The following is a 24085-nucleotide window of genomic DNA, read 5'->3' as shown; positions in this document are numbered from 1 at the left end:
TATTACCTCCTTTTAGCCTTATTGCCGTACGTCTGTGAAATTGCTTCGGCCGGGTCAATCAATTCAGTCCGGTCTTTGCGTTCCCGCGCCTTTAAGGTTTGAATAAATTCAAAGAACGGTTGTTTGTCAACGTCCTCTGGGAAAACTCCTTTCATGAGTAATTGCTGCTTAAACAAATCAATGTCTTCACTCTGATTTTTAGAGTCCGCAATTTCACTTCTGAGTTCGGCAATTTGGGCTTTCAGAGGTTTTACTTTTTTGACGCTTCCGCTTCCTGGGCTCCAGTTAATTCCTTATCAGACATCCCCTGAATTCGGTAGTAAATGTAGACCGCACCTTCAACTAATTCCTGATCGTCATGATTTTCGGCAATCTGAGTCATTTGTTTTTCGGAATAGCGCATAGTTTCTTTGATGAATGCTAAGACCTTATTACGTTGCGCCGTGTCTTTTTCATCAGTGGCAAGTTGCTGTTCGAGCTCTGCAATTTGCTCTTCCAGGGAAAGTTCTGGGGCTTCATCAGACTCTGAATCACCTTCCTGATCAGCTTCATTTTTAATCTTTAGCTGAGCCTTAGTCGCTTCAAGTTCAGATTCCAGCATCAATGTCTTGAATTTGGTGCTCTTTTGCATCATTTCAACACTTACAAAAACGGTAGTTGCCTTATTAACGCCAAAATATTTTTTACAATTAATTTTTACAGTTTTCATTATTTACCACTCCTAAATTTATTTTATGTATGCAAAAAGCACTCCCTAAGAGTGCTTTTCACTAGAGCTTTTATCGTAGACTGTCCGCATTGCATCCAAAACGTCTTTCTTACTACGGTTAATGGTGGCTTCGTAGAAGTGATCGCCTGGTCGGTATTTAGTGCCTTCATCAAGGAAACGGGCAATGTACGCTTTCTTATGGAATCCGACCCCAGAATTACCATCGTCATCATGATCAACTGCCAACTCATCCGCCAAATGTGGATTTTTACTGGTCCCATTTCGGTCGGTATAATGCTTCGACTTAGTCTCTTGCACCAAATTTTTCTTCAGCACCTCACCACCCGCAGCAGTCATTTTTTGCTTGGTTTTGACATCGGGAATCAAGTCTTTTACTTGCCCTAGCCAATTATCTAATTGCTTGTCCAAGTCATTGGTTGCCATGACTAGCCAGCTTGAGTTGAACCACTAGCCGGTGCAGTATAGCCGCCAAACACTTCACCCCAAAGCTTATCCTTGTCAAAGTCATCATCACTCATAGCAATCATGTATGGTTCTTGTGTGATTCCATCGGTAAAGACATCCTTGGAGAGTGGTGCATTTGCAGTGGCATTCAATGTATCCATTGAATCAACTTCATTGTTATTATCGGTTGAGTTGTTAGATGCTTCTTCGATAAAATCTAAGTTAGCAAAACATTCATAGTAGACTTCACCATCCCAACCCTCTGATTCAGCAATCATGGCAATATGTGGTTTAGGTAATTTCCGCATCCAACCGCCATTCTTAGTCTTCACGAAGCCTTTAATTTTTTGTTTCATTTCAAAATCAACTGCTCCAGTCATTGCAATGACTGGCTGTGATTTTCCATAGGAATTATGCTTAAGTTGTCCGTTTAACCAGACAGCAACCCCGGCAGCTTCAATCCCAGTAATATTAAGGGTCGCAAAACCTTCTTCATTATGATCAATAACATATAGACCATCAGTAGAAAGCCCTTTTTCACCGCTTAGCAGTTTCCCTGTATCATCAAGTTGCGCAATAGTTGCCCGCGAAATATTATGTCTCATTACCTGTTCCTCCTAATAAATAATCCCAAGTAGCAAAAAGGACCTTGGTCACTTGATTGGTGTCAGGGTCCTTCACGCGTGCTCGAGTTTCAGTTTTATATCCTAGCTGCTCTAATCGGCTAGTTAAATCAATTTCGGCATCCTGAGTATTAAACTGCGCGCCGACTTTATAAAAAATTTGTAACTCAACACCCATTAACCATCCCTTGTGCCGCCCATTAAGACTCACCTGGGGTTCATTCATTGATTCAGTAATTAGCATCGTCGTAGTATCCGTTTTATCACGATATGCTGGCGGGATTGACCCGCGAAAAACATTATCCAGCCAGGGTAAACTAAATGAATCAATTACCTTCGTCATCGTCACTACTGGTAGTTCCATTCAATCACCTAATTTTTCAGTTTCAATGTCATCAAATCATACCCAACTGGTAGTCCAGAACTATCCTTTGAAAAATCAACGATTTGATATTCATTGCCCTGGTACTGGGCAATCATCGATTTATCAATTTTGGGATTTCTTCGAACGGCCAGTATGATAGTTTCCTCATACGCTGTACCGATTATTTGAACTTTTTGCTCCATGGTCCGTTGATAACGCGCACAATGAAGGTCAAAGCCTGGTACAAATTTATTATCATAATCACCAGTATTATCATTTGGCACCGGCTGATAGCTTCCTAGGGTAACTCTTTCTGAAAACCGGCTAACCGCCATCTTCATTTTCATCCCTCCGAATCTTCCAGCGAAGTCTGTTGATCATCAAAAGATAGCTAGGCGGATAAGCCAGTTTCATTTCAGACAGATTACCACGATTGAAATAGTTAAAATCAACCATTGTCTTAACTGCTTGATTAAATTGTTTATACACACGATACTTCTCAACATCAACGTCAAAACCAATATCGCTCATAATCCCGGACTCCGCTTCATCAATCATGTCCTGTAAGACTGTGGTATCGACACCATCATCCAATGATAAGTAATTCTGCATATCTTTTGGAGTAACACCCGCCATCTTCTCACCTCATTTCAATACAGTTGGTCGTCGCTTAAATGAACGTGGCCTTAGATTACGTCTCTCAACACACTATTTTGTGGTAGATGTCGTTGTAGCAGTTGATGCAGAAGATGATAACCAGTTGATGAGATCAGGCCATGCTTGACGAACATCTTCACGCATGTAAATCCCCAATGCCTTGTACCAAACATCGTAAGTATCTTGAAATTGACCAGTAATTTCATTGTTCTTGAATTTAATAATAGATTTTTGAAGCGGTGTGACAATAATATTTGCGTCACCAATCTTAGCATTTGGAAATAATAAATCATCTAAGACAATTACGGTGCGTCCTTTAATCATATCCCCTGAGCCCAAAGAAACATTTGGTTGTAAAATTGGACGTCCAGTGGTGTCTTTCAAATTGTCAATCTCATCGTAGGCAGACTGTGAAAGAATAATAGAAGCATTTGTGGAATCCATTGGCTTCAAACTCTTATTCAGTGCATGCTTAATTTCGGTAATTAAGTCTGTCACTGCAACAGCAGTGATTCCATCCGTCAATTTACCTGCAATCAGCGAATCATCAGTATTATCACGAAGTTCTGTTAACGTGTTACGTAGTTCGCCTTCCCAATCGTAGCTGGAGTCAGAAATCAAATCCTGAGAAAAGACATAGCGACCGGTGTATGTTTGTAAATCCCAGTTAATTGGCTTGATCCCTGGCTTTTTATTCTCCGGAGTTTCACTGAATTCAGTATGTTCTGTCAGTTTGTCATCAGAATCCTGAAATACAGGTAATTTACCAGTAGTTGTGGAGACTTGGACATTGCGAACTAACCCACCCAATCGTGGGAACTGATGAACTTCATGTTCAGCAGGTAAAATTGTTTCAGGAATAAGTACAGACCCATCTCCCAAACCGATTCCGGTCATATCGTCAGTAACCTTGCCAGCTTTCAAAAAATTATGAAAGACAGTCTTATCGTTGTCCTTCGCCTTTTGAGTCAAGCTCGTACCAGCCTTTTTAGGCTGATTAGCCTTTGACTTATCAACATTGGAAGCCTCTTCAATGGACTTGAGTTGCTCGTCAATTGCATCTCGGCGCGCTCGTTCGGAAACTAATTCATCTTTAATTTTTTGATATTCTTCTGGGGTTGAATGGTCGTCTGCCAGTTTTGCATTTAGTTGTGCATTCAAATCGGCGCAGTGTGCACTGACCTTATTGAAAAGTAGTTGTAATTTATTCACTTTGTTCATCCTCTCCATAAAAAATAGCCAATTTAGCATTCACCAATTGTTGGTGTGCATTAAGTTGACTACTCGATTGACTTTGTTTTAATTTTTCATTCTCTGAAATTAGATCACGAATTTTTGCGATTGCTTGATGCGGGATAAGACCACCAACCGTGTTCAGCACAGGTTCAGCACTGAAATCTGTTTCTTCATCGGCAAGTCCTAGCTCTATTGCATCATCAGCAGTTAGCCATGTCTCTTTATCCATCAAGTTCAGAAATTCTTGAACTGGTTTTCCAGTCTTAACTGAGTACATTTTTGCAATTGCAGTACTAGTAGCTTGCAACATTCCGGCGGCAGAAGACATGTCATGGTAATTTCCTTGGGCACCACTGGATGCATTATGAATCATCATTTTGGCACCTGGAGACATTTGAACTTTGTCTGCCCCCATCGCAATGATTGTTCCGGCTGAATACGCATTAGCAACAATATTGGCAGTAACTTCGCCAGAATAATTATGCAATGCAGTATAAATTTCTGTCGCTGGATCGACTTCACCACCATTGCTAGCAATTTCAAGCGTGACTGCTGAATTATCGGTAGGTAACTGGCCAATAATATCCTTTGGGGAAACAACGGTCATTCCAAGCCATTTCCGATAAATAGGAGCGTCGTCATCATTCGTAATCATCCCATTAACTTTTATCAGCACTTGAATCACCTCCTTTCATCGCCAAATTAGGATTAAATTCCGGCAAATCATCCGGCAAGAACCCTGATCGTTTCAAAATGTATTGCGCTTGTAGTGAATCAATGGTGTTAGAAGTCCTCAGGTCCTTAATTTGACTGATTAATATTGAATCATCAACGTCCAACATATCTTTAATATCAATTTCCAAATCCGGCGCCTGTAGCTTATTACGTAGTTCATCCACAATCGGATTAACGTAAGTATTTAGATTAGATAGATACGTAGCTTTAATTTGTTCGATATTGCTATGCGCCGATTCCGTTGAGCTACCGCCACCCAAAATATCACTTGGTACACCAAAGGCTTGTGAAATTTGAGCAGCTGAATAACTAGCATTTTCGTTCAGAGCCTTAAAAACATCAGACTTCATTTCAAACTGCTCGTAATCAAAACCATCTGGTAGAGTCATCAATCGACCGGCATTATCGCCACTATTGGCTTTTTCAAACATGTCTCTCGCATCACTTAAATCTTTAGAATCATTAACTAATCCAGTAATCTTTAACTTTCCCGCTGGACTCATTTGATTTTCAAGCGTTTTAAGGTTGCTCTCATTGCTTTTGGCATCAACGGTTAGAGCGTTCTGAAGGCTATCTAGTGGTGACCGTCCAATCAGAAAACGATAACTGGGGTCAGGCATCAATCTAAAATGAAGCATTTGGCTCTGTAGTAATTCCATTCGCGGTCGCTCATTGTTTTGAGCAACAGTATAGCTAATACCCGCGTTACCAGGTAAGTAATTAATTTCCACGTCTGACAAAGGGATATTCTCAAGGTTGGGGCCTACTAATGGTACATAAGCATTGCCACCCAGACATAATTGAATGAGAATACCTTGCCAAAATGAAAAGCGACTAATTAGATCACTTGGTTGCTCTAATCTACGTAAAGATGCAGTATTATCAGTTTTAAAGTGTGCTGAAGCAACGTCGCTGGCAATCCGGTTGATAACACTAAAAACATTAATGTTTTTCAATGCACTTCCAGCTCCAACATAGCTGATTGGTTTACCACCAACTGATGTTAGTAGCGGCGTAAACCCGCCGCCACTGGGATAGACATAATTACTAACTTTAGATTTTTTGTAATTATGTGGCGTCAATAGTCCCATTATTGTTCACCCCGCTCTTTATCTAGGATGTAGGCAATAATACATAGCTCAACGCCACTAGTTAAGCATCCAATTGCCAAGTTAAATAAAAAGGCAGCAACTGCAATTAAAGTAGCACCGCCGACAAACAATATGACTGTAAACCAATTAGCAAACCATGTTTCAATCACTTTTGACATCTAATCACCACCTCTAAGCGCCGAACATTACTTTGAAAAAGTTACGGCGCTGTTCTTTATTCATGTCATTAAGCGGGTTATTCCCATCCTGATGAAAGTCTTCAAAATAATTCTGTGCTTCTGAATGCGCATTGATTAGTGCATCAGTCGTATCAATATGATCATTAGTGCGGTTTTGACGGTCAATCTTAATCGCACCACCGTTATCTTCCTTCAAAATAGCGTTATTTAGTCCATCAATCAGTAGCGGGTCATTCAAAATATTGATGCTGCCGTTAATGAAATTGTTTTGAAAGTCCTTAGTTGGCGTCGATAAATTAAACGAAGTCGGCGCCAAGGTTAAAATTGGCCATTCAGGTTGGTAATTTGTAATTTTATTGACGAACCAACTAGCAAGGTTAGGGTCGGCAACAATAGCTTTAACTTTCAAGTTATATCGTCGAACAAAGTCTATCAACCATTGATAGACCTGGTCCTTATTAATTACCCCACTAGGTAAGTTGGTCACGTCAACGAATCCCTCACGTTCCAACTTGCGATAGTCCAGACCATCTTGCTTTGATTTTGCTTCAATGGTCTTAGCCTGAGCAAACGGAATAAAACTGTGCTCCAAGGCATAAAACTTCGGGCTGCTACCGTCCATGAATGGAAACTCCATACCAAAAGATGAATTGTCATTGGTCTGGCTGCCGTCAAATCCAATGTAAACATCCCGACCAGTTACGTCAAAATCATCGATGATATTTTTTTGAATGACATCCAACGATAAAAAACTATTTTGAAAGCGACGGCTCCACAGGTTTAACGTCTTGTTAACGAATGTTTCCAGTGTGCTTTCACGTTCGTTTTGGTCACGATCTGCAATTAGTGATTCTAGTAGGCTGTCGGATTTTTCTTTTGGATATTCGTTGAGTAAAGGATTCGATTTAGCCCAGGTTTCAGGCTTAAACACCTCTTCCTCCGAGTCCTGGTTATAAAGGATTTGAAAAACATCATCACCATCACGATCTGCATCATGCTCAATGACTGAACGCATTGTATCCTGGTCACTTTTGAATTTAACTTTGATATCAGGATAAGCCGTTGAGATTTTTACAAACAATTTATTATGAATTCCATTTTGTCCAGATGTAATCTGATTCAACGTTTCATTTAATGCCGGTCGTAGATTACCTATTTCATCAAAAACAGCAATAGCATTATGGAAAGAATCAAATCCGCCACCTTGTGATGTACCTTTGCGCACTGTGTTTTTATTCTCTTTACCAATAATTTGATAGGACTGTGCTTCCACGTCATTTTCAGCCACCCAGTCCTTAAAATCATCTAATCTCATAATTTGCTTAGCTTGAATCGAAACATCATTAAATAACTTACTTGCATGATCACTATCATAGCTGGCAACAAGCAAATCTTGTGAAGATGCCTGAGCACAAACAACGAAATAATAGAAATTGATTAACATAGATGCAATCCAGGTTTTTCCTTGCTTACGTGCAACTGAAATATTTGCCGTTTTATAACGCGTCCCATTTTTAGTACGCCAGCCGATTAAACTATCAAGAATAAATGATTCCCATAATTGTGGTTCAATCTTTTGCGCCATATTATCAGGATTAGGTAGCAGCCTCGTAAAATATTCGATTGCATTAACCATATCTACACTGTATTGATATCTAAAACCATCAGTTCCAATTCTTAGCAAGTCGTTTAAATGCCTAATACATGCAAGTTGGCAATCACGGCCAGTAACAAAATCATCGGTAAATATCACACGATACGCATAATTTGTAGCTGGGTCATTATAATGGTCCAAAATAGGCTCATATTCTGATTGAAATGGGTGAACTGCTGCTTTAATATCTCTTACACCGGTAAAATCATACGTCTGCACCAAATTTCACCTCTTTCAGTGGAGTTTTTGTTTTTTTCTCATGTGGCTTAGCAATGGTTAGCTGTCGTAGCCCTGCATCGAACGAAAAGCCCATTTCATACCCCAAGGATTTCATATTACGAACACAATCATTTAGTTGAATAGCCTGAGGCGCCTTATTTAAGGGTTTACCTGTTTTTGACCTTAGATATGCCCCATTATCCCGAAGCTCATCTTCAGCATCTAAATAAAGCGCGTAGTATGTACAGTACAATTCTAAATTAGACTGATCAACTCGCTTTAAATAACCCATTTTTTTAATTTCTGGTATCAAAATACGCCAAATTGCTTGCGCATTTTTCAGCAAGTGGGCCGGGGGTGTAATCTGGATATCATCCAAATCAACGGTCCCGTTCATCTTTGTAATTTTTTTATCGCTAGTAATGACTTTAAGCGCCTTTTTCTTGGAATCCATCGTGATTTACACCTCCTTTCAACTAATTTTATTGTGATTCTTGTCGATTCATGGCTAATTTTAGCCACTAAAAAAGGGCTTAATCGCTGATATAACAGCATTAAGCACCTTTAAAAAAGCAATATTTTTTAATTCTTGTTCGTGAAAGAAAGAGACGGCAATGTGTGAGCTCTTCTCTGACGCACATAGGCGGGCCCCATCAACGAATTATAGCAGCTACTTTTTATTCTGAGACTGCTCTTCTTTTTCTAAAATCCAGTGTGCAACTTTCTGACGGTTCCACTGATGACTAGCGTCTATGTTTGCAACCAACGAATCGGAATTATAAACCTGCGATTCAAGCTCGCCTTTCCAATAGTGACACCTCTTGCAGATAACCCACAGGTTGTTCAGGTCTAGCTGTCGTCGCTTGTCAACGCGTCTAGGAATAATATGGTCAGTTACAAGATACCCTGGTTTGTCGTACGTGTGACCGCAAATGGTGCACGTATTGCAAGCCTGAGTCTTTAGTGACTTACTAATGCCTGACCACTGCTTAGTATGATAGAACTGGTTAGCTTCCTTATCGCGTTTGAATCGATTGTACTTGCTATAAGACTGACGTCGCTCTGTCTGTTTCCAAGTTGAAGGATGATACAAGTTACGGTGCTCATCACAGAACGGATTGCTTTGGTCATATGGAATCTTAGTAGTGCATCCCGACTTACGACAAACTTTAATGCGCATTACTAATCATCCCTAACTTGCTGGCTTAATTGCCTTATAAACATAAAAGCCCAGCTATTAACTGGACTTCATTACTGAGAATTAAAGAGGCTGCTCACCTCCCATATGTAACTTGTAGGTCTCGAACCTACGCTCCTAAACATACGTTCAGTGCTCCACCCAACCGAGCTCAAGCTACACTTAGTGACTGGCTCTTAGCTTCCAGTCACCTATATCATCGGCAGGATTCGAACCTGTATCCCATTGTGACTTAACCAATTAGTCTACGATGATACCTATCTCTCAAGGAAGATTATTCATCGACTAGTTACCGTGCGTTCCAACTAATCCACGCTAACACTATACATCATTCAATGTCCCACTTGTGGACATATAATGGACATTCTTACCTACTTAAATCATCAATTGCATCTGCACCCCACATCATAACTGACAGGTCATGCATTGCCTGCTGAATATCGCGATCAATAGTCTTACGATTAACATTGAACCGTTCCGCAGTGGCCTCCCGAGTCATCATAGGCTTCAACAAATAGACACACTCAATCACCGGATAGCGACGATGTAAACGTTCATCAGTACTTTTCTGGCAGTCCTTCTTGTATTGGCCTAGGACTGCATCAATAAATAGAATCATTGCCTTAGAACGTGCATGATATCCTAACAATGAATAAATTGATAACTGGTCCGCTGGGAGTACAGATGCATATTCAAAGTCTTCATCGGTTAACTTTGGCAACCCAACTTCAACATGATCTTCTAAGTAATGATAATTTGTTAGGATTAGTTTTGTATTACGTTTCTTCTTCTCATAGTCAGACTTAATAGCCCTCTTATGACTTTCTCGATACGCTTGCGCACCGACAGCTGCTGCTAGTTTAATCTGTTCATCAGTTAGTTCCGTCAATTCTCTCACCCCGTGTTGCTATTCTAATAATCAGTGCTCACTACAAGTTTGGAGTATTGTTGTTCATTGCCAGATAGTCCATCGATACTCCAAAGATATTTGCCATCTTAATAAATATGTTAATGTTTGGATTACGTTTCCCAGTTTCATATTGGCTTAACGTACTATCGCAAATGTCTAACTGCTTACTTAGTTCTTTTAATGTCCATCCGTTTTTTTTCCTCAACTTGGCAATGCGATTATTCATAACTAACACCTCATTTTCCAGTGCATTACTTGTCTGTACCATCTACATCCCTAGCAATGCATTTATCTCATGCTTTATAAAAACAAACCATTTTCAATATTTTGATTTAATATACTGCCATAGAATATAAATTCCACCACCGATACAAACTATTGTGAATACCGCTGATGCAGCTAACTTTACATACAAATAAAGATTCAATGGATTACTAATCATAGTTACTTTCTCACCTCATATTGCTAATCTAGCAGTGTATCTTCAATCCCTTGATTCTTTTTGGCTATCATGGACTGAATCGTATCGTTAGTTTCTTTTATCAGGCTTATCTCGCCAAGATTAACTGATCTAACGATTTCATTTCTACCAAATACTGTGATTGGTGTTCCTTTATCGTTAAACGCAATATATTTCATAATATCCAAATCGTAAATCATGGCACAAAATTTTCCTTTAAGTGTTCCCTGATTGATTAGGTAGTATCCAGATTGATCAACTAATTCGCTCATTATCTAATCTCCCTCTGAAAATCATGTTATTAATTTAGCAGTGCATCCCTCGTGTAGATCGTGTAGTCACAGCGATATACGAACAGACGCTTGCCATCTATCAATAATGACGTACTACTTGGAACACTCGTTGCTTTGTAGCTAACCTTATTACCCGCAAACGTTGCAAGGGGTTGCCCTGTCTGTGACCTAATTAGAATTACTTTCTTTGATCCAGTGAAGTAGTTCTTATATTCATTAACAAATCTATTCATAAACGGTAATGATGGGTTATTATTGGTTACCTCTGCACGTTTAGGATATTTATCTAACACATTGGTTAGTCCATTCTGGTAAGCAATAAGGCTACTGCCAACGTGTGTAATTTGCTTACCACCTAGCGTGATATCTAAAACCTTAGATTCTTTCGTGGTGGTACCTTTTTCATTGGTCTGATCAAACTTTGTATCACGTTCGATTGATAATGACTTTCCGTGAATATTATCTATTTTTTGTGCATTATCATCATAGGTTTCAACTGTCATCGGCAGACCAACCATCTGCTGCTTGAAATCAGAAGTCCAATCATCAATCCATTGGCAACCACCTAGCAGTAATGCAACGGCTGCAATCACAATTCCGTAAGCTACTTTCTTTTTCAAAGCATTCTCTCCTTGCTTTCGGTATCAAGTACAGAAATTTCATTTAGTTTCATTCATTCTAAATTCCAATGCATCATCCAATTCTCCAGGATGTGAGAACTGAGAAATAACACCATTGGGAGTATTAATAAATACAGGAAACCACTGCATTTCTTCATCTTCAGTATCAGTATCAAGATGAACTTCAATTGATAACAAATCACGAATCTCAAACTTTTTTTTCATACTTTTCTCTCCCCGTATATTAGAAATTTCATTTAGCACAATGCTCCAAATGTTAATCATGAAAGCTTGATTCTAGTCTATCTCAGTCATATCAAAGTTAACTGCTTCATTTTGCGGGATGGCTTCCCATATTGGCTCATTTTTACGTAATAAATAGGCGTTAACTTCATCCCAATTATCAAATTCTTTTACATACGGCTTTTCACCGCTGCCTTTTGGTGGGACTATCTTAATTTTCATTTATTAGTCATCTCCAAATGTTTCAAATGCCTGTTCGATAATTTCCGGTGTTAATTCTGGGATTAAAATACCGTCATCCCCTCGTTTCATTCTGTTTCCTCCTACTTGCTATCTGAGAAATGTGCAATAAATATATCCTCATTGACTACATCATCATGCACATAATTAACACGGACTGGACTCCCAGTCTTATTCCACAATAATAGATACGCATATAGTAAAAACGCATCAGCATCTGACTTTGTGCCAAGTCTCAACAATTTCTTATAACACTTAAGTACAACTTTAGTTAATTCCATCTTCATTGCCTTCTTAAAACAGCGCGGTGTAATACCACAGCGCTGCCACCTTTGCTAGTAGTATCAGTGCCGCAACGAACGCAATAATAACTACTGCCACTTTAAATCGGTCCACTACCGCACTGATCAATCTCTTCATTCGCTCCATGTCTTAGCCTAGGATTGTTACTTTATTTTCAACGTTATCTAAGTCTGCCAACGTATCAATTAAATACTTTTTAATGTTATTGATGGCCACTTGCCGCCAAGCACCACCATCAGCTTCAAATAATGCAGCATTCATGTCAGTATCGATTCTGAAAATGAAATGGCTCTCTGGTTGGTCAACTTCTGTAAAAGTCCGGAATGGCTTCAGCAAAACTGGATTAGGAACCTTTGCTTCTGCCTGATTGGCAACGCCTTGGCGTACATTTGCCGATTGAGTTACACCATCGTCTTGAACGTGAACTGAGTTGTTGTCCTGGACCAAGTTACCAATAAACTTAACAATGGCATCCCGGTCATCTGTAGTCGTACCATCGCTGGTTGACTGGAAACTGGACTGAAGTAATATATTCATCGATTCACGATCATAAAAGTGTCCCCAACGGATTGCGTCATTAGTCGGCGCCGCTGTCATTAATTCTTCACGAGCGCCGTAGTTATCTAAATCTCCTAACAAATCAACTCGAGTTGGCGAAACTACATGAATCAATACATGTTTCCGATTATCCATTCCTGACTTGATGTAAGTCACAATACTAGACAACGTGCTTGTCTCGATTGCCTCATCTGCGTGGCCATCACGGTGGTAAGGTCGCACATCATCGCCAATTAAGAATTGTTTGCCGCTTTCATCCGTATAAACCTTTTTACCTGCCGCCGTTAGGGCTTGGTTTTCAATGTGTTGTAGTGTTTCAGTAGTCATATCCATGATTAATTCCTCCTAGTTTTCTTGTTTCTTCTGTGCTTGAAAATCAACTAATTTGTTAGAACCGCTTTTAGCAGTAGCTTGTTCCTTTTCAACTTCTTCAACTGGCTTACCCGTATCCGTTTTAACCGTGCCATCATCGTCAATATACGTTTGTCCAGGCGTCCCAGATTTAAGTTCATTCACTGCAATTTCACCAGTATCTAAATTACGGCCAGTCATGATTGTCGTTGGTACTGCTGACTGTGGTGCCAGAACTGACTTAACTTCGGTATCGACATCAACTACCGTCCTAGAATCATTAGGTGCGAGACTAATTGTCAGCGTAATTTTGCGTTTCTTCTTAGCATCGGTATTTGGATCAATGATGTTAGCAGCCACTCGTTTCATTTCCCGGTCAATTTTTTCTTGAACTGCGCCACCACTAATTTCTGATAAATTAAAATTAATACTTTTCTCTGTTTTCTCTGTCATGTTTATACCCCCTCTTCGTAATTTTTAGTTCATTGCATTTGTATGCCTGCACCATCTTGTCAATCTCGCTTGGGCTACGATTTAAAAGACTAGCAATTGCTGAAACTGACAACCCATGATTAACGCTCACTCGTATAACCGTGTACGTCCGTCTAGTTACAAATACTCTTTGTGGGTCATCAGGGATGACGGCCCCGGATAAATGCCAAACGTTTATCATGGCCTTAGCTGGCGCATCGTTCACAGAATGATATTCGTTTTCAACTTCCTGAATGCTTTCAAGCAACATTTGACTATCAATTCTTGGCATTTAAGCATCTTCTCTCGTTAAGGTGATGTCTTCACCATAGTCAATATGCCAATCACCAATTTTTAATTCTCTTTGAAGTTCAGGCGTGACCTCCACACCTTTAATTTGAAACTTCTTCATAAAGCTCTTAATGCCGACCTTATGCTGCAAAACGTGGTGCATTCGGCATAGCGGCATTACCCGATTGCCCACGTTATTAATATGATTGCGGTCCCGACCGATGCCGACCGCATGAACATGAGCGATATCTGCGTGCTTACCGCAAATACAGCATTTTTTATACTTCAAGCACGTTCGTTCCCATCCGTATTGGCCTTGAATCTGATCTAAGGTCTTACTGCCGAACGGAACATCCATATCCATACAGAAATCTATCAAAAATTCGATAAAATCATTGGCTCTCGTCATTGAACAATTTGCCAATGAAAATGGCGTAGCGATGTGGTTCTTACTCAAGAACGTATTTTTCAATTGTCGCTTAGTGAGTTCACAATCATGATTGCCGTTCCAATCATCAACTTCATTAAAAATTGCATAGCACTTAGCACGCTGCTTTGCTGTAATAGTTCGCCCATCTTCAAAGCCAAGCTCTACAACATCCCCAGGCTTGATAAATTTAGCGTTGTGGTCATCACTTAATCGGATGACCACCAGATCGCCTTCGGCTCGTACGACAGCACTGTAATCCTGTAGCATCCCTACACCGCCTCTTTCGATTTACTATCTAGCCTTTTTACACGCTCCTCTAATTCCTTGCGCTGCTGGTCAGTCACCTTACTTTTATTAGCATTAGGTTGGTACCCATCCTCTTGGTCCTTAAGCCACTTAGGTTTTACTTCTCGATTCTTATAGCCTTTACTACTCTTTGATTTATGCTGAGAACGCTTGTCATGTTCAGCAGCGGCCTTTTTTGCCTGTTCAAGTGTGGTAATCTTTCTCTTCTGCCAACCTTCAATTACTCTAGTCAGGTACTTTAATGCACCAGATACTTTAACTGAATGCTCACCAGCTACTTGGATAGCAAAGCAAACCAATTCGGGATTGAGATTCTGAGACCATTCACGTAGCTGAGCGCTAACAACCGCATTAGGTTCGGTCCATAGGCTTACCCAGCTCTTTTTAATAGGATCATCCGTTTGGGGATGGCCCTCATCATCATCATTAGTACCATTAGTAATTGGTAAATCAGTACTTAGTCCATTAGTACTTGGTAGTGTTGGGTCATCCTGCATAGGTTTTTCCTTTGTAGGTTTATCCTGTGTAGGTTTTTCCAACATAGGCTTATCCGACAATTCCCAATCGCTAGTTTTGACTTGTCCTTTTTCATTTCTAGTTCGTTGGCGTCGCATATATCCGGCTACTTGCAACTCTTTAATTGCGCTCCGAAGTGCATCACGGCCATCCTTAGCATGCGTCATAACTTCAGTTTCATAGAAGTCCCAATTTTCGGGCATCGACCATAAATAAGCAAACACACCTTTAGCCTTCCAGCTAAGCGTTTCATCTCGAATTATTTGATTATCAATGACCGTATAGTTTGTCTGTGCTAATTTCCGAATTTTAGCCATTTTTAGCACCCCCTAGAACGGTAAGTCATCATCGCTTATATCGATTTGATCACCATTATTTATAAAAGGGTCATTTTGATTTGTACTATCAGCAGAAGTAGCAGCACTGCTACTTGCCTCAGAATCTACCGCGGGTGCGCTTGAGCCTGTCTGGTGTTGTGAGTACCGGTCATTCTCTTCACGCCGCTTATCGGCTTCTGCTTTCGACTCAAGCAATGAGAAATTATCAACGACTACTTCCGTAACGTAAACCCGCTGTCCTTGTTGATTTTCGTAGTTCCGGGTTTGAATATGTCCATCAATGCCAACTAGCGAACCCTTACTAGTGAAATTGGAAAAGTTCTCCGCTGACTTGCGCCAAATGACGCAATTAATGAAATCTGCTTGGCGTTCACCATTTTGATTTGTAAAGCTCCGGTTTACCGCGATGGTAAACGTCGCAACGGCTGTACCACCACTCGTGTACCGTAATTCAGGGTTACGCGTCAGGTGGCCAACTAAAACAGCTCGATTAATCATCTAACCCACCCCACAATTCGTTGCCGTAAGCTTGGTTTAGCCGTAAAATAGACATTGGATACGATTCTTAGCAAATCGTTTTTATTGCCCAACACTGGCTGTAACCGGTGTTGGGTTTTGTTTTGCGCTTTTGCCCATTCTTCAAATGGCTTGTGTGATACCTTAATCATTGCTATCCGCCTCCCGTGGTAACTGATCCCGTATTCAATGGCCATTGCATCATCAAACCAGAATGTATAACGCTTTGTCATTCTTGCGGGTGCATCAATGCCAACTATGCTCAGGTAGCCGTGCTTACTTACTGCGTAATAACTCGGACCATAGTTACCTTGCTGACAAAAGTGGCCTGGTACTTTAATTCGATAACTCATATTGCTACATCTCCTCATAAATCTCCGACCAATCAAGTAAATAATCATTTTTACTTTTACGTTTAATGACGCAAATTCCTTCACCTAGCAGAGCATTAATGATATCGTCATCAAGTTTTGATTTATCCCACGTGATTTCTTTTTTGCCCCATCTACTGGCAGTGATGATTGTATTTCTAAGCTTTTCAAGTACAAATAAATTGCGACTCTCCTGTATTTGGGCATTAAGCCCTTCAAATATAATTTGAGCATTATTCATGGCAACCGCCTACCTTTCTAAATTCCAAACATGTTCTGAATTCGTTTAATCGCCGCCTGCCAGCCGATTGCATCGGCCATAATTAAGAAACAGGCAACTCCAATGCCAGCAATAGCTAAAATGTTCATAAAATCATTTTCCTCCTGAGGGGGGCGCAATTTGCGACTCCCTTCTATACTTATCCTTTCGAATTAGACAACCAACGTGGAATCCTGCCCGGGATATTAAGAACGTTGATTATCATCAATCCACTTAATCACGGACCGCTTCCAGTACCGTTTCTTAGTTCCAACCATGTAATAAGGAAATCCCGGCCTAAAAATAAATGCTTCATCCGTCATTTTTAAGGAAATCCCTAGCCAATCAGCCAGCTCTTGACGTGTCATCAACTCATCCCCCAGCAACCGATCGTTTAAAACTGGTAGCATAGCGGTGATTACTTTTCCCACCATGCGTTGCAGGAATGAGTCTGTTTCTTTAGGGTCCAGGTTTAAACCAAAATGGTTCATGTACTCACCGCCTTTCACTTTGTAATGCGATATAATTTAGTTAATCCAACTAACCGAGGTGAAAAATAATGCAAACTTTTAAAACAGATTGCTTTTCCATTGAATATACTGGCTCCATGAAGTTAGACGGTTTTTATTCTTTTCTTGGAAAAATGTCTATTCACGAAATAAGTTCTCAATTTATTCCCTTCATAGAGAAAAACTCCGGCAAGGCCGTTCCAGTAGAATTCAGTGATCAGAAACTCTATTTAATTCCTGGTGGTTTTAATTTTGATAACAACGGTAATATTCAATTTGCGTTTTATACGCCAGAATTTTTAGAACAACATCCAATTGGTGATCAAGCACGTGATATTACTGCTGAGAGTATTGATTACAAAAACTTGTTAGTAGCAACAGAACTACAACATCAAATGATTATTAAGATCATTGATAAAATTAGTGCCATGGATCCTGATTTTAAAAACGACCCCACCACACTAAAATATTCTCAGAAATACCCTGTAAACCTACGGCATGAAGTTAATGATTTAAATGAGTATCGAAAATCTGTATTTGGTACAGATTTTCTCAACATTCATCTAACTTGATCGTCCATCAGTTGATGAAGTGTATTTTCATGCTTAGACTTGGCTTCCATGTTACTTGCGATAACATGGAGGTCTTTTTCAATTACCCAGAGTACATGTACCAGTTGTTTAAGTGTTTTTACCATTCAGCTCACCTCCCTTCAAAGTTTCGTAATTTTGGCATCATCAGCCTCATACAATTCCTGCATCCCCAACAGATCAGCTAAATTGGCTAACATTTCATAATTACTGTCCTGAACGTCTTTGACTGTATCATCGACTACTGCTGTTCCACTCAAGTGCGCTGGTGACGGATTATGCAACGCATCATTGTAAACAAGCAATCTGTCTAACGCTTCGCGTACATTTTCTGGTTTTCTTTCCATTTCAATCATCCCTTCTAAGCTTCTGACACTGCTAAGAATTTATTGATAAAGTATTGCTGCCCTTTACCAGTAACCTTAGTGGTCTTATTTACCGTCACATGACCGTCCGCATGAGTAATGCTGGTCTCTTTAACCTTGAACAGCCCTAAGTCCATTGCCTTCTGTGTCGGCATGTTGCGACTTGAACCGTAACGACTAATCAAGTAACCGTTAGCCCGCATCCACTCAAATAAACGATTTTGACCGGTATCAATTCCATTTCCACGCAGCATCTTGGCCAAGTCGCCAATTAGAATATCGGTCTTGCTAGTAGCTACCGCATCGGCAAATAATGCTTTGGGCTTTAGTTCTTTGATAACCAAGTCTTTTTGTTTCAGCTGGTTCCCAGCTTGTAGCAGTAGGTCCGCTAAACCGTCCTTGTTATGAGTAATGTCATATGCCTTCTCATCAGTCATGTAAGCACCATGCTTACGAATTGACGGCAAAACCTCACTTGTTACCCAATGGCGGAACCGTTTAGCTTTCATACGTATTAGTTGGTTCTTACCTTGACGGGCAGCATCAAAAATTAAGTCATATAGCCCTGACTCATTGATGATTGTCGTTTTAGATTCAGACACCTTCCCATTTTGGGAATGTGCAATCATTTTCATTCGTTTGTCTTCATTGTTTACGTGAACGATTACAGCCTTACTACTATTTGAATACCCAAGTACACGAGCAACATCTGAGCCAATAAAATACAGTTCATCATCAACCTCAATTGTTCGAACCCGATTTTGTTCAAAATTGAATAATTTAACTTTATTCACCTAAATCGCCTCTCTTTGTCGCGTTAATGCGACTTTCTTTGTTAAAAAAATATCAATAACCTCTTGATCACTTAATGGAATAAAATCTTTCATTTTAAATATCTCATCAGCAGTAAATCTCTTCCCGCCCTCACTAATTTTTCGGTAGAGAGTGCTTCGATTAATTCCTAATGCAACAGCTAATTCATCCTGTGTCACATGACGCTCAACTAACAAACCTCTCAGGCGGTCCATATTCATATCTAACATATTCTCTCCTCCCTCTTGTCGCATTCCTGCGACTTGATGAATCAAGCATAATGCCTATAGTTGCGTTTGTCAATATAAAAATCGCAATAATGCGACATAAAACCGTTGCAATTTTGCGACACAGGTATATACTTTATTTATATTATATGAGGAGGCATTACTTATGAGCGTTGGGGAAAGAATGAAGCATATACGTGAACAAAAGGGACTAAATGCTGATCAGCTTGCTAAAAAGATTGGCGTTTCTCGTTCAACTATTTATCGTTATGAAAAAGGCGATATTGAAAAAGTTCCAGTTGAAGTTATTTCTAATATAGCTGATGCACTAGATGTAGATCTCACATATTTGATGGGAATTAAGAATACAGATACGGCTAATCAAATAAATACAGTAGTATCTAAGCTCCATTATGATAGGCAGAAAAAAGTATTGAACTTTGCTGCTGACCAGCTGGGCGCTCAAAATGATAATGCCTTCATCGAAACATTGGCCGCTCACCAGGCTGATTCTAGTCACAATATAAATAATACTGAAGCTAATAAAATCAGCAAGTATCTTGATGATCGAATTAATAAATTTAATGGTGATAAGTAAGGTGTGATTCAATGGCGTTGTCAAAATTGGAAGAGTTAGAAGCGACGTATGAACAATACGCAACTATTATCGAATTTCGGGGATTAAAACGTGATACAGGTCTTTATGGTGCTTACAAGAATATAAAAGGTAAGCCATACATAATACTAGAACCTGACCAGCCAGAGATTGATAAACAGGTTATCCTACGCGAGGAGTTCATGCACTTTCTCACATCGGTAGGCGTAATTGTTGACCAAAAACAACTAAACAACCGGAAGCAAGAACTACTCGCACGCAGGTTGGCATATAAGTCTGCAATTTCAATTGACGATTTAATTAAATGCTATAACTTAGGACTACAAACCAATTATGAAATTGCAGCCGAACTTGAATTACCGGAAGATTTCGTTTTAAACGCAATCAACTACTTTAAAACTCAGATGTCCAATGGAACAGTTTACAAGGGTTACCGGGTAAATTTAAGTAACACTATTACGTTCACTAAAGTTCGTAGTAAGGAAAGAATAGCTATCAACTAGGGGATGTTCATTTGGCTATTTTAGGATTCATAATTATTTTTGGATGGTTAGTGTACAAATTTTTCACTAAATGGATGTGGTGGTATATCGGACTGATGATACTGTTTGCAGTTATCGATTGGTTTACCACCTACGGATGGATTATTTGGATGATTATCTGTTTTACGATTGCGCTGGGATGTTTTGTACTACTATTTGCGCATTTTCGGGAAATGCACCGAGGAAAATAATTTTGTGACCAAATACTGATGTCCTTAAAAGCTGAAATATTCGGGGATGAATTACTTGAAACATGGATTAATAGCCGCGGGGGTTGTGATTGCATCGTTTGGAATGTTCCAAACTACTGCGCAGGCAAAAAAAGCAACAGAAATATATGCAAAGAACAGTTTTCTTGACACGTACGCAGCAAATAAGAACTACTTTTTAGATGATGGTGATGCATATGGGGAAGTAATGAAAACTTACAATCCCAATGCAAAACCGTGGATTACTCTAATTACCAAGGACAAAACCTATAAATATGTTCGTAGTTCTGATGTTACGACGAAGCCCATTTACATTTCAGACAATACGCATAGTCGTAAATGGTGGTCATCTCCACGTAAAGCAATAGTTACTAAGTCAACAATAATCTACAAGATTCGCAATCATAAGTCTTCTAAAAATAACTATATTGTTAAAAGATCAAGATTAAAACGTGGTGCCGTCATCACTGTACAGCATACGTCAAACTACGATTGGTCTGTGAAAAAAGCGGGATATGCGCATAACAGCCGTTACTTCTGGGTAATGGACAGATCAAGTAAAGCTAATTGGATCACTCCTTATTCTAAATATTGGACCGTTTACAATGACAGCCTATCAGTAGATAAACAATTAGTTCGCAAGTCCGCTAAAAATGCCTGGATTTTCAACAATCCTGGTAAAAAGAAACTGTATAATCTAAAAAACTTTAAGTCTTCCTACGTTTGGACTGCTACTCGTTCGCAAAAAGTTCGTGGTGGCGCTATTTATTATTATGTTACTAATTCCAACCATTCTTTACGTGGCTGGGTATGGCGTGGGCATCTAAAAAATGATCCAAAAGCCTACTAGTTACTAAAAAGCACATCCCCCTACCCGCCAAGATACTAGGATGTGCTTACAAATAAAATTCGTGGATAACTCCACACTTTTTATATACATAATTTTATCACAATTTAAGGAGGTGTTGCCTACAATATCCGATTTTATGAATCCTGCCCGGGAAAAATAGAAAGGATAATAACAATGGCAAGTATAAAAAAACGTGGCTCATCATGGGCCGTAAGAGTTACATTCTATGATCTTGATGGCAAACGCCATCAGAAAAACGCAACATTTAAGACAATGAAAGAAGCCAAGTATTTCGCTAATCAAAATGAGGTAAGTAAACTACGTGGTGATGATATTCTCAGCTCTGAAAAAACATTCGTTCGCTACTTCACTGAGTGGTATCACACTTACAAAGAACCAAGTGTAGCCGCAGCCACCAAGAAAAATTATCTTTTTACTATTGATCAACTTGAAAAAGCATTCAAGAAAACACGTATGGATGAAATCAGTCGGTCAATGTATCAGGGGTTTTTAAATAGTCTAGCAGATACTTACGCACGAGAAACGGTTGCGAAGATTGCTGGTCATTGTCGTGCTTGTGTAATAGACGCAGTTGAAGACGGTGTAATTCATCGAAATTTCACTACACGAACCATAATACCTACCTGTATTGATTATGAAGCTGAGGTCGGCACGAACTATCTAAATCTTAGTGATATGACAAAACTTAAAAAATTTATATTGCCAAAATCTTCAATCAACAATGTAAGTGCATTAATGGTCCTAACCGGTCTTTTATCTGGAGCCCGTTACTCTGAAGTAGCAGGACTGACCTGGAGCGATATTGATTACAAGAAAATGTCATTGAGAATCAATAAGACTTTAGACTATAAAGGTGATGGAGATTTCTTACCCACGAAAACAAAAGCATCTAATCGTGTTGTAATCGTCCCCGACTACCTCATTAAGTTGCTAGGTACTTTGCATCAAGAACAGGTTGCTGCTGGTGTTCAAAATGATCTAAGACTGATTTTCATTGGCAAGCATAGCACTAAGGTTCCTACCGATAATGCAGTTAATAAGCTACTGCGTACTGCGCATAAAAAGCTAGGCATTAAAAAAATAACTTTCCATGGTTTACGGCACACGCATGCAAGCTACTTACTCTACAAAAACGTCTCAATCTACGTTATTTCAAAGCGTCTTGGGCATTCAGACGTGGGTATCACTCAACGCGTTTATACGCACGTTATTGACGAATTACAGAGTGAGCAAACTGAAGCAATCAAAAACGCTCTCGAAAACTTCTAAATATTACAAAATTGTGCACCGTTGCGTGCACTAATGTGCACCACCTTGTGCACCGCAAACTCTGAATCGCATATGTACCAAGGGATTAAGAGGTATGGTTCGACTTAGACACCAATCCCCTACTCTGTAATGTTAGAAAACGTGAAATGTGCACCGATGTGCACCACAAAAGTACTTTCCATACCTCTGCATACCTTTAGAAAAAACAAAAAAGCCTTCATATCAATGATATGAAGACTTCTCGAAGGTACTGAGAGCTATCTGAAAACCTCTTAGTACCGGCGATCGGGGTCGAACCGATACTCCCTCAACGGGAACTGGATTTTGAGTCCAGCGCGTCTGCCAATTCCGCCACGCCGGCAAAATAAAACTATGAAACTAATGATACTGATCAGGATTATAACCTTTTCAGGAAAGGCGGTAACCGGATTTGAACCGGTGATGAAGGTTTTGCAGACCTCTGCCTTACCACTTGGCTATACCGCCATCATTTTTTGCCCAAACCCAACTGGGTTAGCTGGATTCGAACCAGCGCATGATGGAGTCAAAGTCCATTGCCTTACCACTTGGCTATAACCCAATCAAAGGGCGGTATGTGGGAATCGAACCCACGCGTGCCGGAGCCACAATCCGGTGCGTTAACCACTTCGCCAATACCGCCATCATGGCAGGGATAGTAGGAGTTGAACCCACATCGATGGTTTTGGAGACCATTGTTCTACCATTGAACTATATCCCTATGAAAAATGGAGGGGAGTGGATTCGAACCACCGAACCCGAAGGAGCGGATTTACAGTCCGCCGCGTTTAGCCAGACTTCGCTACCCCTCCATAAATGGCGCGGGACGGAATCGAACCGCCGACACATGGAGCTTCAATCCATTGCTCTACCGACTGAGCTACCGAGCCATATATTTCATGATGTATTATATTAAATTGTTCTGATGAATGACTTCATCATATGGAGGATACAGGGCTCGAACCTGTGACCCTCTGCTTGTAAGGCAGACGCTCTCCCAACTGAGCTAATCCTCCATTAATGACCCCTACGGGATTCGAACCCATGTTACTGCCGTGAAAGGGCAGTGTCTTAAACCACTTGACCAAGGGGTCATATTTATAAATATCTAACTAACGGAGAGTAAGGGATTCGAACCCTTGAAACAGGTAATACCCGTTTACAGCATTTCCAATGCTGCTCCTTCAGCCACTCGGACAACTCTCCATGGCTTACGTAGATAACTCCGACAGGCGGGCTCGAACCGTCGACATCTTGATTAACAGTCAAGCGCTCTACCAACTGAGCTATGTCGGAATAATCGCATGGCAACGTCCTACCCTCGCAGGGAGCGATCCCCCAACTACTCTCGGCGCTAAGAAGCTTAACTTCTGTGTTCGACATGGGAACAGGTGTATCCTTCTCGCCATCGTCGCCACACTACTGAGAA

The 24085-nt window shown here is 40.1% G+C and carries 38 protein-coding genes, 11 tRNA genes and 1 rRNA gene; 5 read left to right on the top strand and 45 right to left on the bottom strand.

Translation table 11 applies throughout. The features are described 5' to 3' along the window. Window positions 1-2: 2 nt before the first annotated feature. From AAA939_RS06210 to AAA939_RS06065, 30 genes are all read right to left on the bottom strand, one after another. Window positions 3-155, bottom strand: a complete 153-nt coding sequence (locus tag AAA939_RS06210; protein ID WP_338230610.1) for a hypothetical protein — start codon at window positions 153-155, stop codon at window positions 3-5. A gap of 95 nt (window positions 156-250) precedes the next feature. Continuing rightward, window positions 251-709, bottom strand: a complete 459-nt coding sequence (locus tag AAA939_RS06205) for a phage tail tube assembly chaperone (protein ID WP_338230608.1) — start codon at window positions 707-709, stop codon at window positions 251-253. Between the two features lie 45 nt (window positions 710-754). After that, window positions 755-1153 carry an HK97-gp10 family putative phage morphogenesis protein gene (locus AAA939_RS06200; protein WP_338230606.1) on the bottom strand — a complete coding sequence of 133 codons (399 nt, stop codon included), beginning with the start codon at window positions 1151-1153 and terminating at the stop codon, window positions 755-757. Window positions 1154-1155: 2 nt separating this feature from the next. Next, window positions 1156-1779: a phage tail protein gene (locus tag AAA939_RS06195; RefSeq protein ID WP_338230603.1), complete on the bottom strand. Its 624-nt coding sequence runs from the start codon at window positions 1777-1779 to the stop codon at window positions 1156-1158. Next, entirely contained in the window at window positions 1769-2161 is a 393-nt protein-coding gene (locus AAA939_RS06190) for a DUF806 family protein (protein WP_338230601.1), read from the bottom strand. Before AAA939_RS06190 ends, AAA939_RS06195 begins: the two co-directional genes overlap by 11 nt. 8 nt (window positions 2162-2169) lie before the next feature. Beyond that, window positions 2170-2502 (bottom strand): phage head closure protein, encoded by a 333-nt coding sequence (locus AAA939_RS06185; protein ID WP_338230599.1) that lies wholly within the window; start codon window positions 2500-2502, stop codon window positions 2170-2172. After that, window positions 2486-2797: a head-tail connector protein gene (locus AAA939_RS06180; protein ID WP_338230597.1), complete on the bottom strand. Its 312-nt coding sequence runs from the start codon at window positions 2795-2797 to the stop codon at window positions 2486-2488. The genes AAA939_RS06185 and AAA939_RS06180 overlap by 17 nt, the downstream gene beginning before the upstream one ends. Window positions 2798-2869: 72 nt before the next feature. Beyond that, complete coding sequence (locus tag AAA939_RS06175; protein ID WP_338230595.1) at window positions 2870-4030, bottom strand: phage major capsid protein; 1161 nt, start codon at window positions 4028-4030, stop codon at window positions 2870-2872. Continuing rightward, the gene (locus AAA939_RS06170; protein ID WP_338230593.1) at window positions 4023-4730 is read right to left on the bottom strand and encodes a head maturation protease, ClpP-related; all 708 of its coding nucleotides are present in this window, start codon (window positions 4728-4730) and stop codon (window positions 4023-4025) included. The genes AAA939_RS06175 and AAA939_RS06170 overlap by 8 nt, the downstream gene beginning before the upstream one ends. Further along, window positions 4714-5880 carry a phage portal protein gene (locus AAA939_RS06165; RefSeq protein ID WP_338230591.1) on the bottom strand — a complete coding sequence of 389 codons (1167 nt, stop codon included), beginning with the start codon at window positions 5878-5880 and terminating at the stop codon, window positions 4714-4716. Before AAA939_RS06165 ends, AAA939_RS06170 begins: the two co-directional genes overlap by 17 nt. After that, window positions 5880-6059: a DUF1056 family protein gene (locus AAA939_RS06160; protein ID WP_338230589.1), complete on the bottom strand. Its 180-nt coding sequence runs from the start codon at window positions 6057-6059 to the stop codon at window positions 5880-5882. Before AAA939_RS06160 ends, AAA939_RS06165 begins: the two co-directional genes overlap by 1 nt. Window positions 6060-6072: 13 nt before the next feature. Continuing rightward, a complete protein-coding gene (locus AAA939_RS06155) occupies window positions 6073-7953 on the bottom strand; it encodes a terminase TerL endonuclease subunit (protein WP_338230587.1) in 1881 nt (626 codons plus the stop codon). Next, entirely contained in the window at window positions 7940-8407 is a 468-nt protein-coding gene (locus AAA939_RS06150) for a phage terminase small subunit P27 family (RefSeq protein WP_338230585.1), read from the bottom strand. The genes AAA939_RS06155 and AAA939_RS06150 overlap by 14 nt, the downstream gene beginning before the upstream one ends. Before the next feature lie 216 nt (window positions 8408-8623). Next, the gene (locus tag AAA939_RS06145; RefSeq protein WP_338209324.1) at window positions 8624-9133 is read right to left on the bottom strand and encodes an HNH endonuclease; all 510 of its coding nucleotides are present in this window, start codon (window positions 9131-9133) and stop codon (window positions 8624-8626) included. Between the two features lie 385 nt (window positions 9134-9518). Beyond that, entirely contained in the window at window positions 9519-10040 is a 522-nt protein-coding gene (locus tag AAA939_RS06140) for a hypothetical protein (RefSeq protein ID WP_338209325.1), read from the bottom strand. Between the two features lie 40 nt (window positions 10041-10080). After that, window positions 10081-10287: a helix-turn-helix domain-containing protein gene (locus tag AAA939_RS06135; protein WP_338209327.1), complete on the bottom strand. Its 207-nt coding sequence runs from the start codon at window positions 10285-10287 to the stop codon at window positions 10081-10083. Between the two features lie 239 nt (window positions 10288-10526). After that, a complete protein-coding gene (locus AAA939_RS06130; RefSeq protein WP_338209329.1) occupies window positions 10527-10793 on the bottom strand; it encodes a hypothetical protein in 267 nt (88 codons plus the stop codon). Between the two features lie 29 nt (window positions 10794-10822). After that, complete coding sequence (locus tag AAA939_RS06125) at window positions 10823-11434, bottom strand: DUF5052 family protein (protein WP_338209331.1); 612 nt, start codon at window positions 11432-11434, stop codon at window positions 10823-10825. A 39-nt stretch (window positions 11435-11473) separates the two neighbouring features. Continuing rightward, a complete protein-coding gene (locus AAA939_RS06120) occupies window positions 11474-11659 on the bottom strand; it encodes a hypothetical protein (RefSeq protein ID WP_338209332.1) in 186 nt (61 codons plus the stop codon). Window positions 11660-11731: 72 nt separating this feature from the next. Then, complete coding sequence (locus AAA939_RS06115) at window positions 11732-11899, bottom strand: hypothetical protein (RefSeq protein ID WP_338209333.1); 168 nt, start codon at window positions 11897-11899, stop codon at window positions 11732-11734. Window positions 11900-12211: 312 nt separating this feature from the next. Continuing rightward, window positions 12212-12337, bottom strand: coding sequence for a hypothetical protein (locus AAA939_RS06110; protein ID WP_338209335.1), 126 nt, complete (start codon window positions 12335-12337; stop codon window positions 12212-12214). Between the two features lie 12 nt (window positions 12338-12349). After that, window positions 12350-13111, bottom strand: coding sequence for a hypothetical protein (locus AAA939_RS06105; protein ID WP_338209337.1), 762 nt, complete (start codon window positions 13109-13111; stop codon window positions 12350-12352). A 12-nt stretch (window positions 13112-13123) separates the two neighbouring features. Continuing rightward, complete coding sequence (locus AAA939_RS06100) at window positions 13124-13582, bottom strand: replication terminator protein (RefSeq protein WP_338209339.1); 459 nt, start codon at window positions 13580-13582, stop codon at window positions 13124-13126. Next, complete coding sequence (locus tag AAA939_RS06095) at window positions 13554-13892, bottom strand: hypothetical protein (RefSeq protein WP_338209341.1); 339 nt, start codon at window positions 13890-13892, stop codon at window positions 13554-13556. The genes AAA939_RS06100 and AAA939_RS06095 overlap by 29 nt, the downstream gene beginning before the upstream one ends. After that, window positions 13893-14588, bottom strand: coding sequence for a putative HNHc nuclease (locus tag AAA939_RS06090; protein ID WP_338230582.1), 696 nt, complete (start codon window positions 14586-14588; stop codon window positions 13893-13895). Between the two features lie 2 nt (window positions 14589-14590). Beyond that, window positions 14591-15460 (bottom strand): DnaD domain-containing protein, encoded by an 870-nt coding sequence (locus AAA939_RS06085; RefSeq protein WP_338209345.1) that lies wholly within the window; start codon window positions 15458-15460, stop codon window positions 14591-14593. A gap of 12 nt (window positions 15461-15472) precedes the next feature. Further along, on the bottom strand, window positions 15473-15979 hold the full coding sequence (gene ssb / locus AAA939_RS06080; protein ID WP_338209347.1) for a single-stranded DNA-binding protein: 507 nt from the start codon (window positions 15977-15979) through the stop codon (window positions 15473-15475). Continuing rightward, window positions 15976-16350, bottom strand: coding sequence for a hypothetical protein (locus AAA939_RS06075; RefSeq protein ID WP_338209349.1), 375 nt, complete (start codon window positions 16348-16350; stop codon window positions 15976-15978). Before AAA939_RS06075 ends, ssb begins: the two co-directional genes overlap by 4 nt. A 4-nt stretch (window positions 16351-16354) precedes the next feature. Further along, the gene (locus tag AAA939_RS06070) at window positions 16355-16609 is read right to left on the bottom strand and encodes a hypothetical protein (protein WP_338209351.1); all 255 of its coding nucleotides are present in this window, start codon (window positions 16607-16609) and stop codon (window positions 16355-16357) included. Window positions 16610-16833: 224 nt separating this feature from the next. Further along, complete coding sequence (locus AAA939_RS06065) at window positions 16834-17118, bottom strand: hypothetical protein (RefSeq protein WP_338209352.1); 285 nt, start codon at window positions 17116-17118, stop codon at window positions 16834-16836. A gap of 68 nt (window positions 17119-17186) precedes the next feature. Here AAA939_RS06065 and AAA939_RS06060 point away from each other — a divergent pair, with 68 nt between their 5' ends. Beyond that, the gene (locus tag AAA939_RS06060) at window positions 17187-17708 is read left to right on the top strand and encodes a hypothetical protein (protein ID WP_338209353.1); all 522 of its coding nucleotides are present in this window, start codon (window positions 17187-17189) and stop codon (window positions 17706-17708) included. A gap of 140 nt (window positions 17709-17848) precedes the next feature. On the opposite strand, the gene AAA939_RS06055 is transcribed toward AAA939_RS06060, so the two are convergent. Genes AAA939_RS06055 through AAA939_RS06045 form a run of 3 tightly spaced genes read right to left on the bottom strand, consistent with a single transcriptional unit; the run spans window position 17849 to window position 19134 of the window. Further along, window positions 17849-18082 (bottom strand): hypothetical protein, encoded by a 234-nt coding sequence (locus AAA939_RS06055; RefSeq protein WP_338209355.1) that lies wholly within the window; start codon window positions 18080-18082, stop codon window positions 17849-17851. A 5-nt stretch (window positions 18083-18087) separates the two neighbouring features. Next, the gene (locus tag AAA939_RS06050) at window positions 18088-18885 is read right to left on the bottom strand and encodes a phage antirepressor KilAC domain-containing protein (protein ID WP_338230579.1); all 798 of its coding nucleotides are present in this window, start codon (window positions 18883-18885) and stop codon (window positions 18088-18090) included. Continuing rightward, the gene (locus AAA939_RS06045; RefSeq protein ID WP_338209358.1) at window positions 18886-19134 is read right to left on the bottom strand and encodes a helix-turn-helix domain-containing protein; all 249 of its coding nucleotides are present in this window, start codon (window positions 19132-19134) and stop codon (window positions 18886-18888) included. A gap of 163 nt (window positions 19135-19297) precedes the next feature. Here AAA939_RS06045 and AAA939_RS06040 point away from each other — a divergent pair, with 163 nt between their 5' ends. The 4 genes from AAA939_RS06040 to AAA939_RS06025 all read left to right on the top strand — a co-directional run bounded on the left by AAA939_RS06040 (window position 19298) and on the right by AAA939_RS06025 (window position 22638). Continuing rightward, window positions 19298-19729, top strand: coding sequence for a helix-turn-helix domain-containing protein (locus AAA939_RS06040; RefSeq protein WP_338209360.1), 432 nt, complete (start codon window positions 19298-19300; stop codon window positions 19727-19729). A 26-nt stretch (window positions 19730-19755) separates the two neighbouring features. Then, window positions 19756-20250, top strand: a complete 495-nt coding sequence (locus AAA939_RS06035) for an ImmA/IrrE family metallo-endopeptidase (protein ID WP_338209362.1) — start codon at window positions 19756-19758, stop codon at window positions 20248-20250. A gap of 285 nt (window positions 20251-20535) precedes the next feature. Continuing rightward, complete coding sequence (locus AAA939_RS06030; protein WP_338230577.1) at window positions 20536-21348, top strand: hypothetical protein; 813 nt, start codon at window positions 20536-20538, stop codon at window positions 21346-21348. Window positions 21349-21522: 174 nt separating this feature from the next. Beyond that, entirely contained in the window at window positions 21523-22638 is a 1116-nt protein-coding gene (locus AAA939_RS06025) for a tyrosine-type recombinase/integrase (protein WP_338209366.1), read from the top strand. Window positions 22639-22914: 276 nt separating this feature from the next. Here the strand turns inward: AAA939_RS06025 and AAA939_RS06020 are convergent. The 12 genes from AAA939_RS06020 to rrf all read right to left on the bottom strand — a co-directional run bounded on the left by AAA939_RS06020 (window position 22915) and on the right by rrf (window position 24075). Next, window positions 22915-22999 (bottom strand) — tRNA-Leu (locus tag AAA939_RS06020). Window positions 23000-23053: 54 nt separating this feature from the next. Further along, window positions 23054-23124: transfer RNA gene (locus tag AAA939_RS06015), tRNA-Cys, on the bottom strand. Between the two features lie 22 nt (window positions 23125-23146). Continuing rightward, window positions 23147-23218 (bottom strand) — tRNA-Gln (locus tag AAA939_RS06010). A 7-nt stretch (window positions 23219-23225) separates the two neighbouring features. Then, window positions 23226-23298: transfer RNA gene (locus tag AAA939_RS06005), tRNA-His, on the bottom strand. 5 nt (window positions 23299-23303) lie between these two features. Further along, window positions 23304-23377: transfer RNA gene (locus AAA939_RS06000), tRNA-Trp, on the bottom strand. An 8-nt stretch (window positions 23378-23385) separates the two neighbouring features. Continuing rightward, a tRNA-Tyr gene (locus tag AAA939_RS05995) sits at window positions 23386-23468 on the bottom strand. Window positions 23469-23473: 5 nt separating this feature from the next. Continuing rightward, a tRNA-Phe gene (locus tag AAA939_RS05990) sits at window positions 23474-23546 on the bottom strand. A gap of 53 nt (window positions 23547-23599) precedes the next feature. Beyond that, window positions 23600-23672 (bottom strand) — tRNA-Val (locus AAA939_RS05985). Window positions 23673-23677: 5 nt separating this feature from the next. Further along, a tRNA-Glu gene (locus AAA939_RS05980) sits at window positions 23678-23750 on the bottom strand. Window positions 23751-23772: 22 nt separating this feature from the next. Beyond that, window positions 23773-23862: transfer RNA gene (locus AAA939_RS05975), tRNA-Ser, on the bottom strand. A gap of 17 nt (window positions 23863-23879) precedes the next feature. After that, a tRNA-Asn gene (locus AAA939_RS05970) sits at window positions 23880-23952 on the bottom strand. A 6-nt stretch (window positions 23953-23958) separates the two neighbouring features. Next, a 5S ribosomal RNA gene (gene rrf, locus AAA939_RS05965) occupies window positions 23959-24075 on the bottom strand. Between the last annotated feature and the right edge of the window lie 10 nt (window positions 24076-24085).

Origin of the sequence: Lactiplantibacillus paraxiangfangensis, from assembly GCF_036246185.1 — a bacterium.
GTDB classification, from domain to species: domain Bacteria; phylum Bacillota; class Bacilli; order Lactobacillales; family Lactobacillaceae; genus Lactiplantibacillus; species Lactiplantibacillus paraxiangfangensis.
Note: the sequence above shows the minus strand (reverse complement) of the source record. Positions and strands in the feature narration are given on the sequence as shown.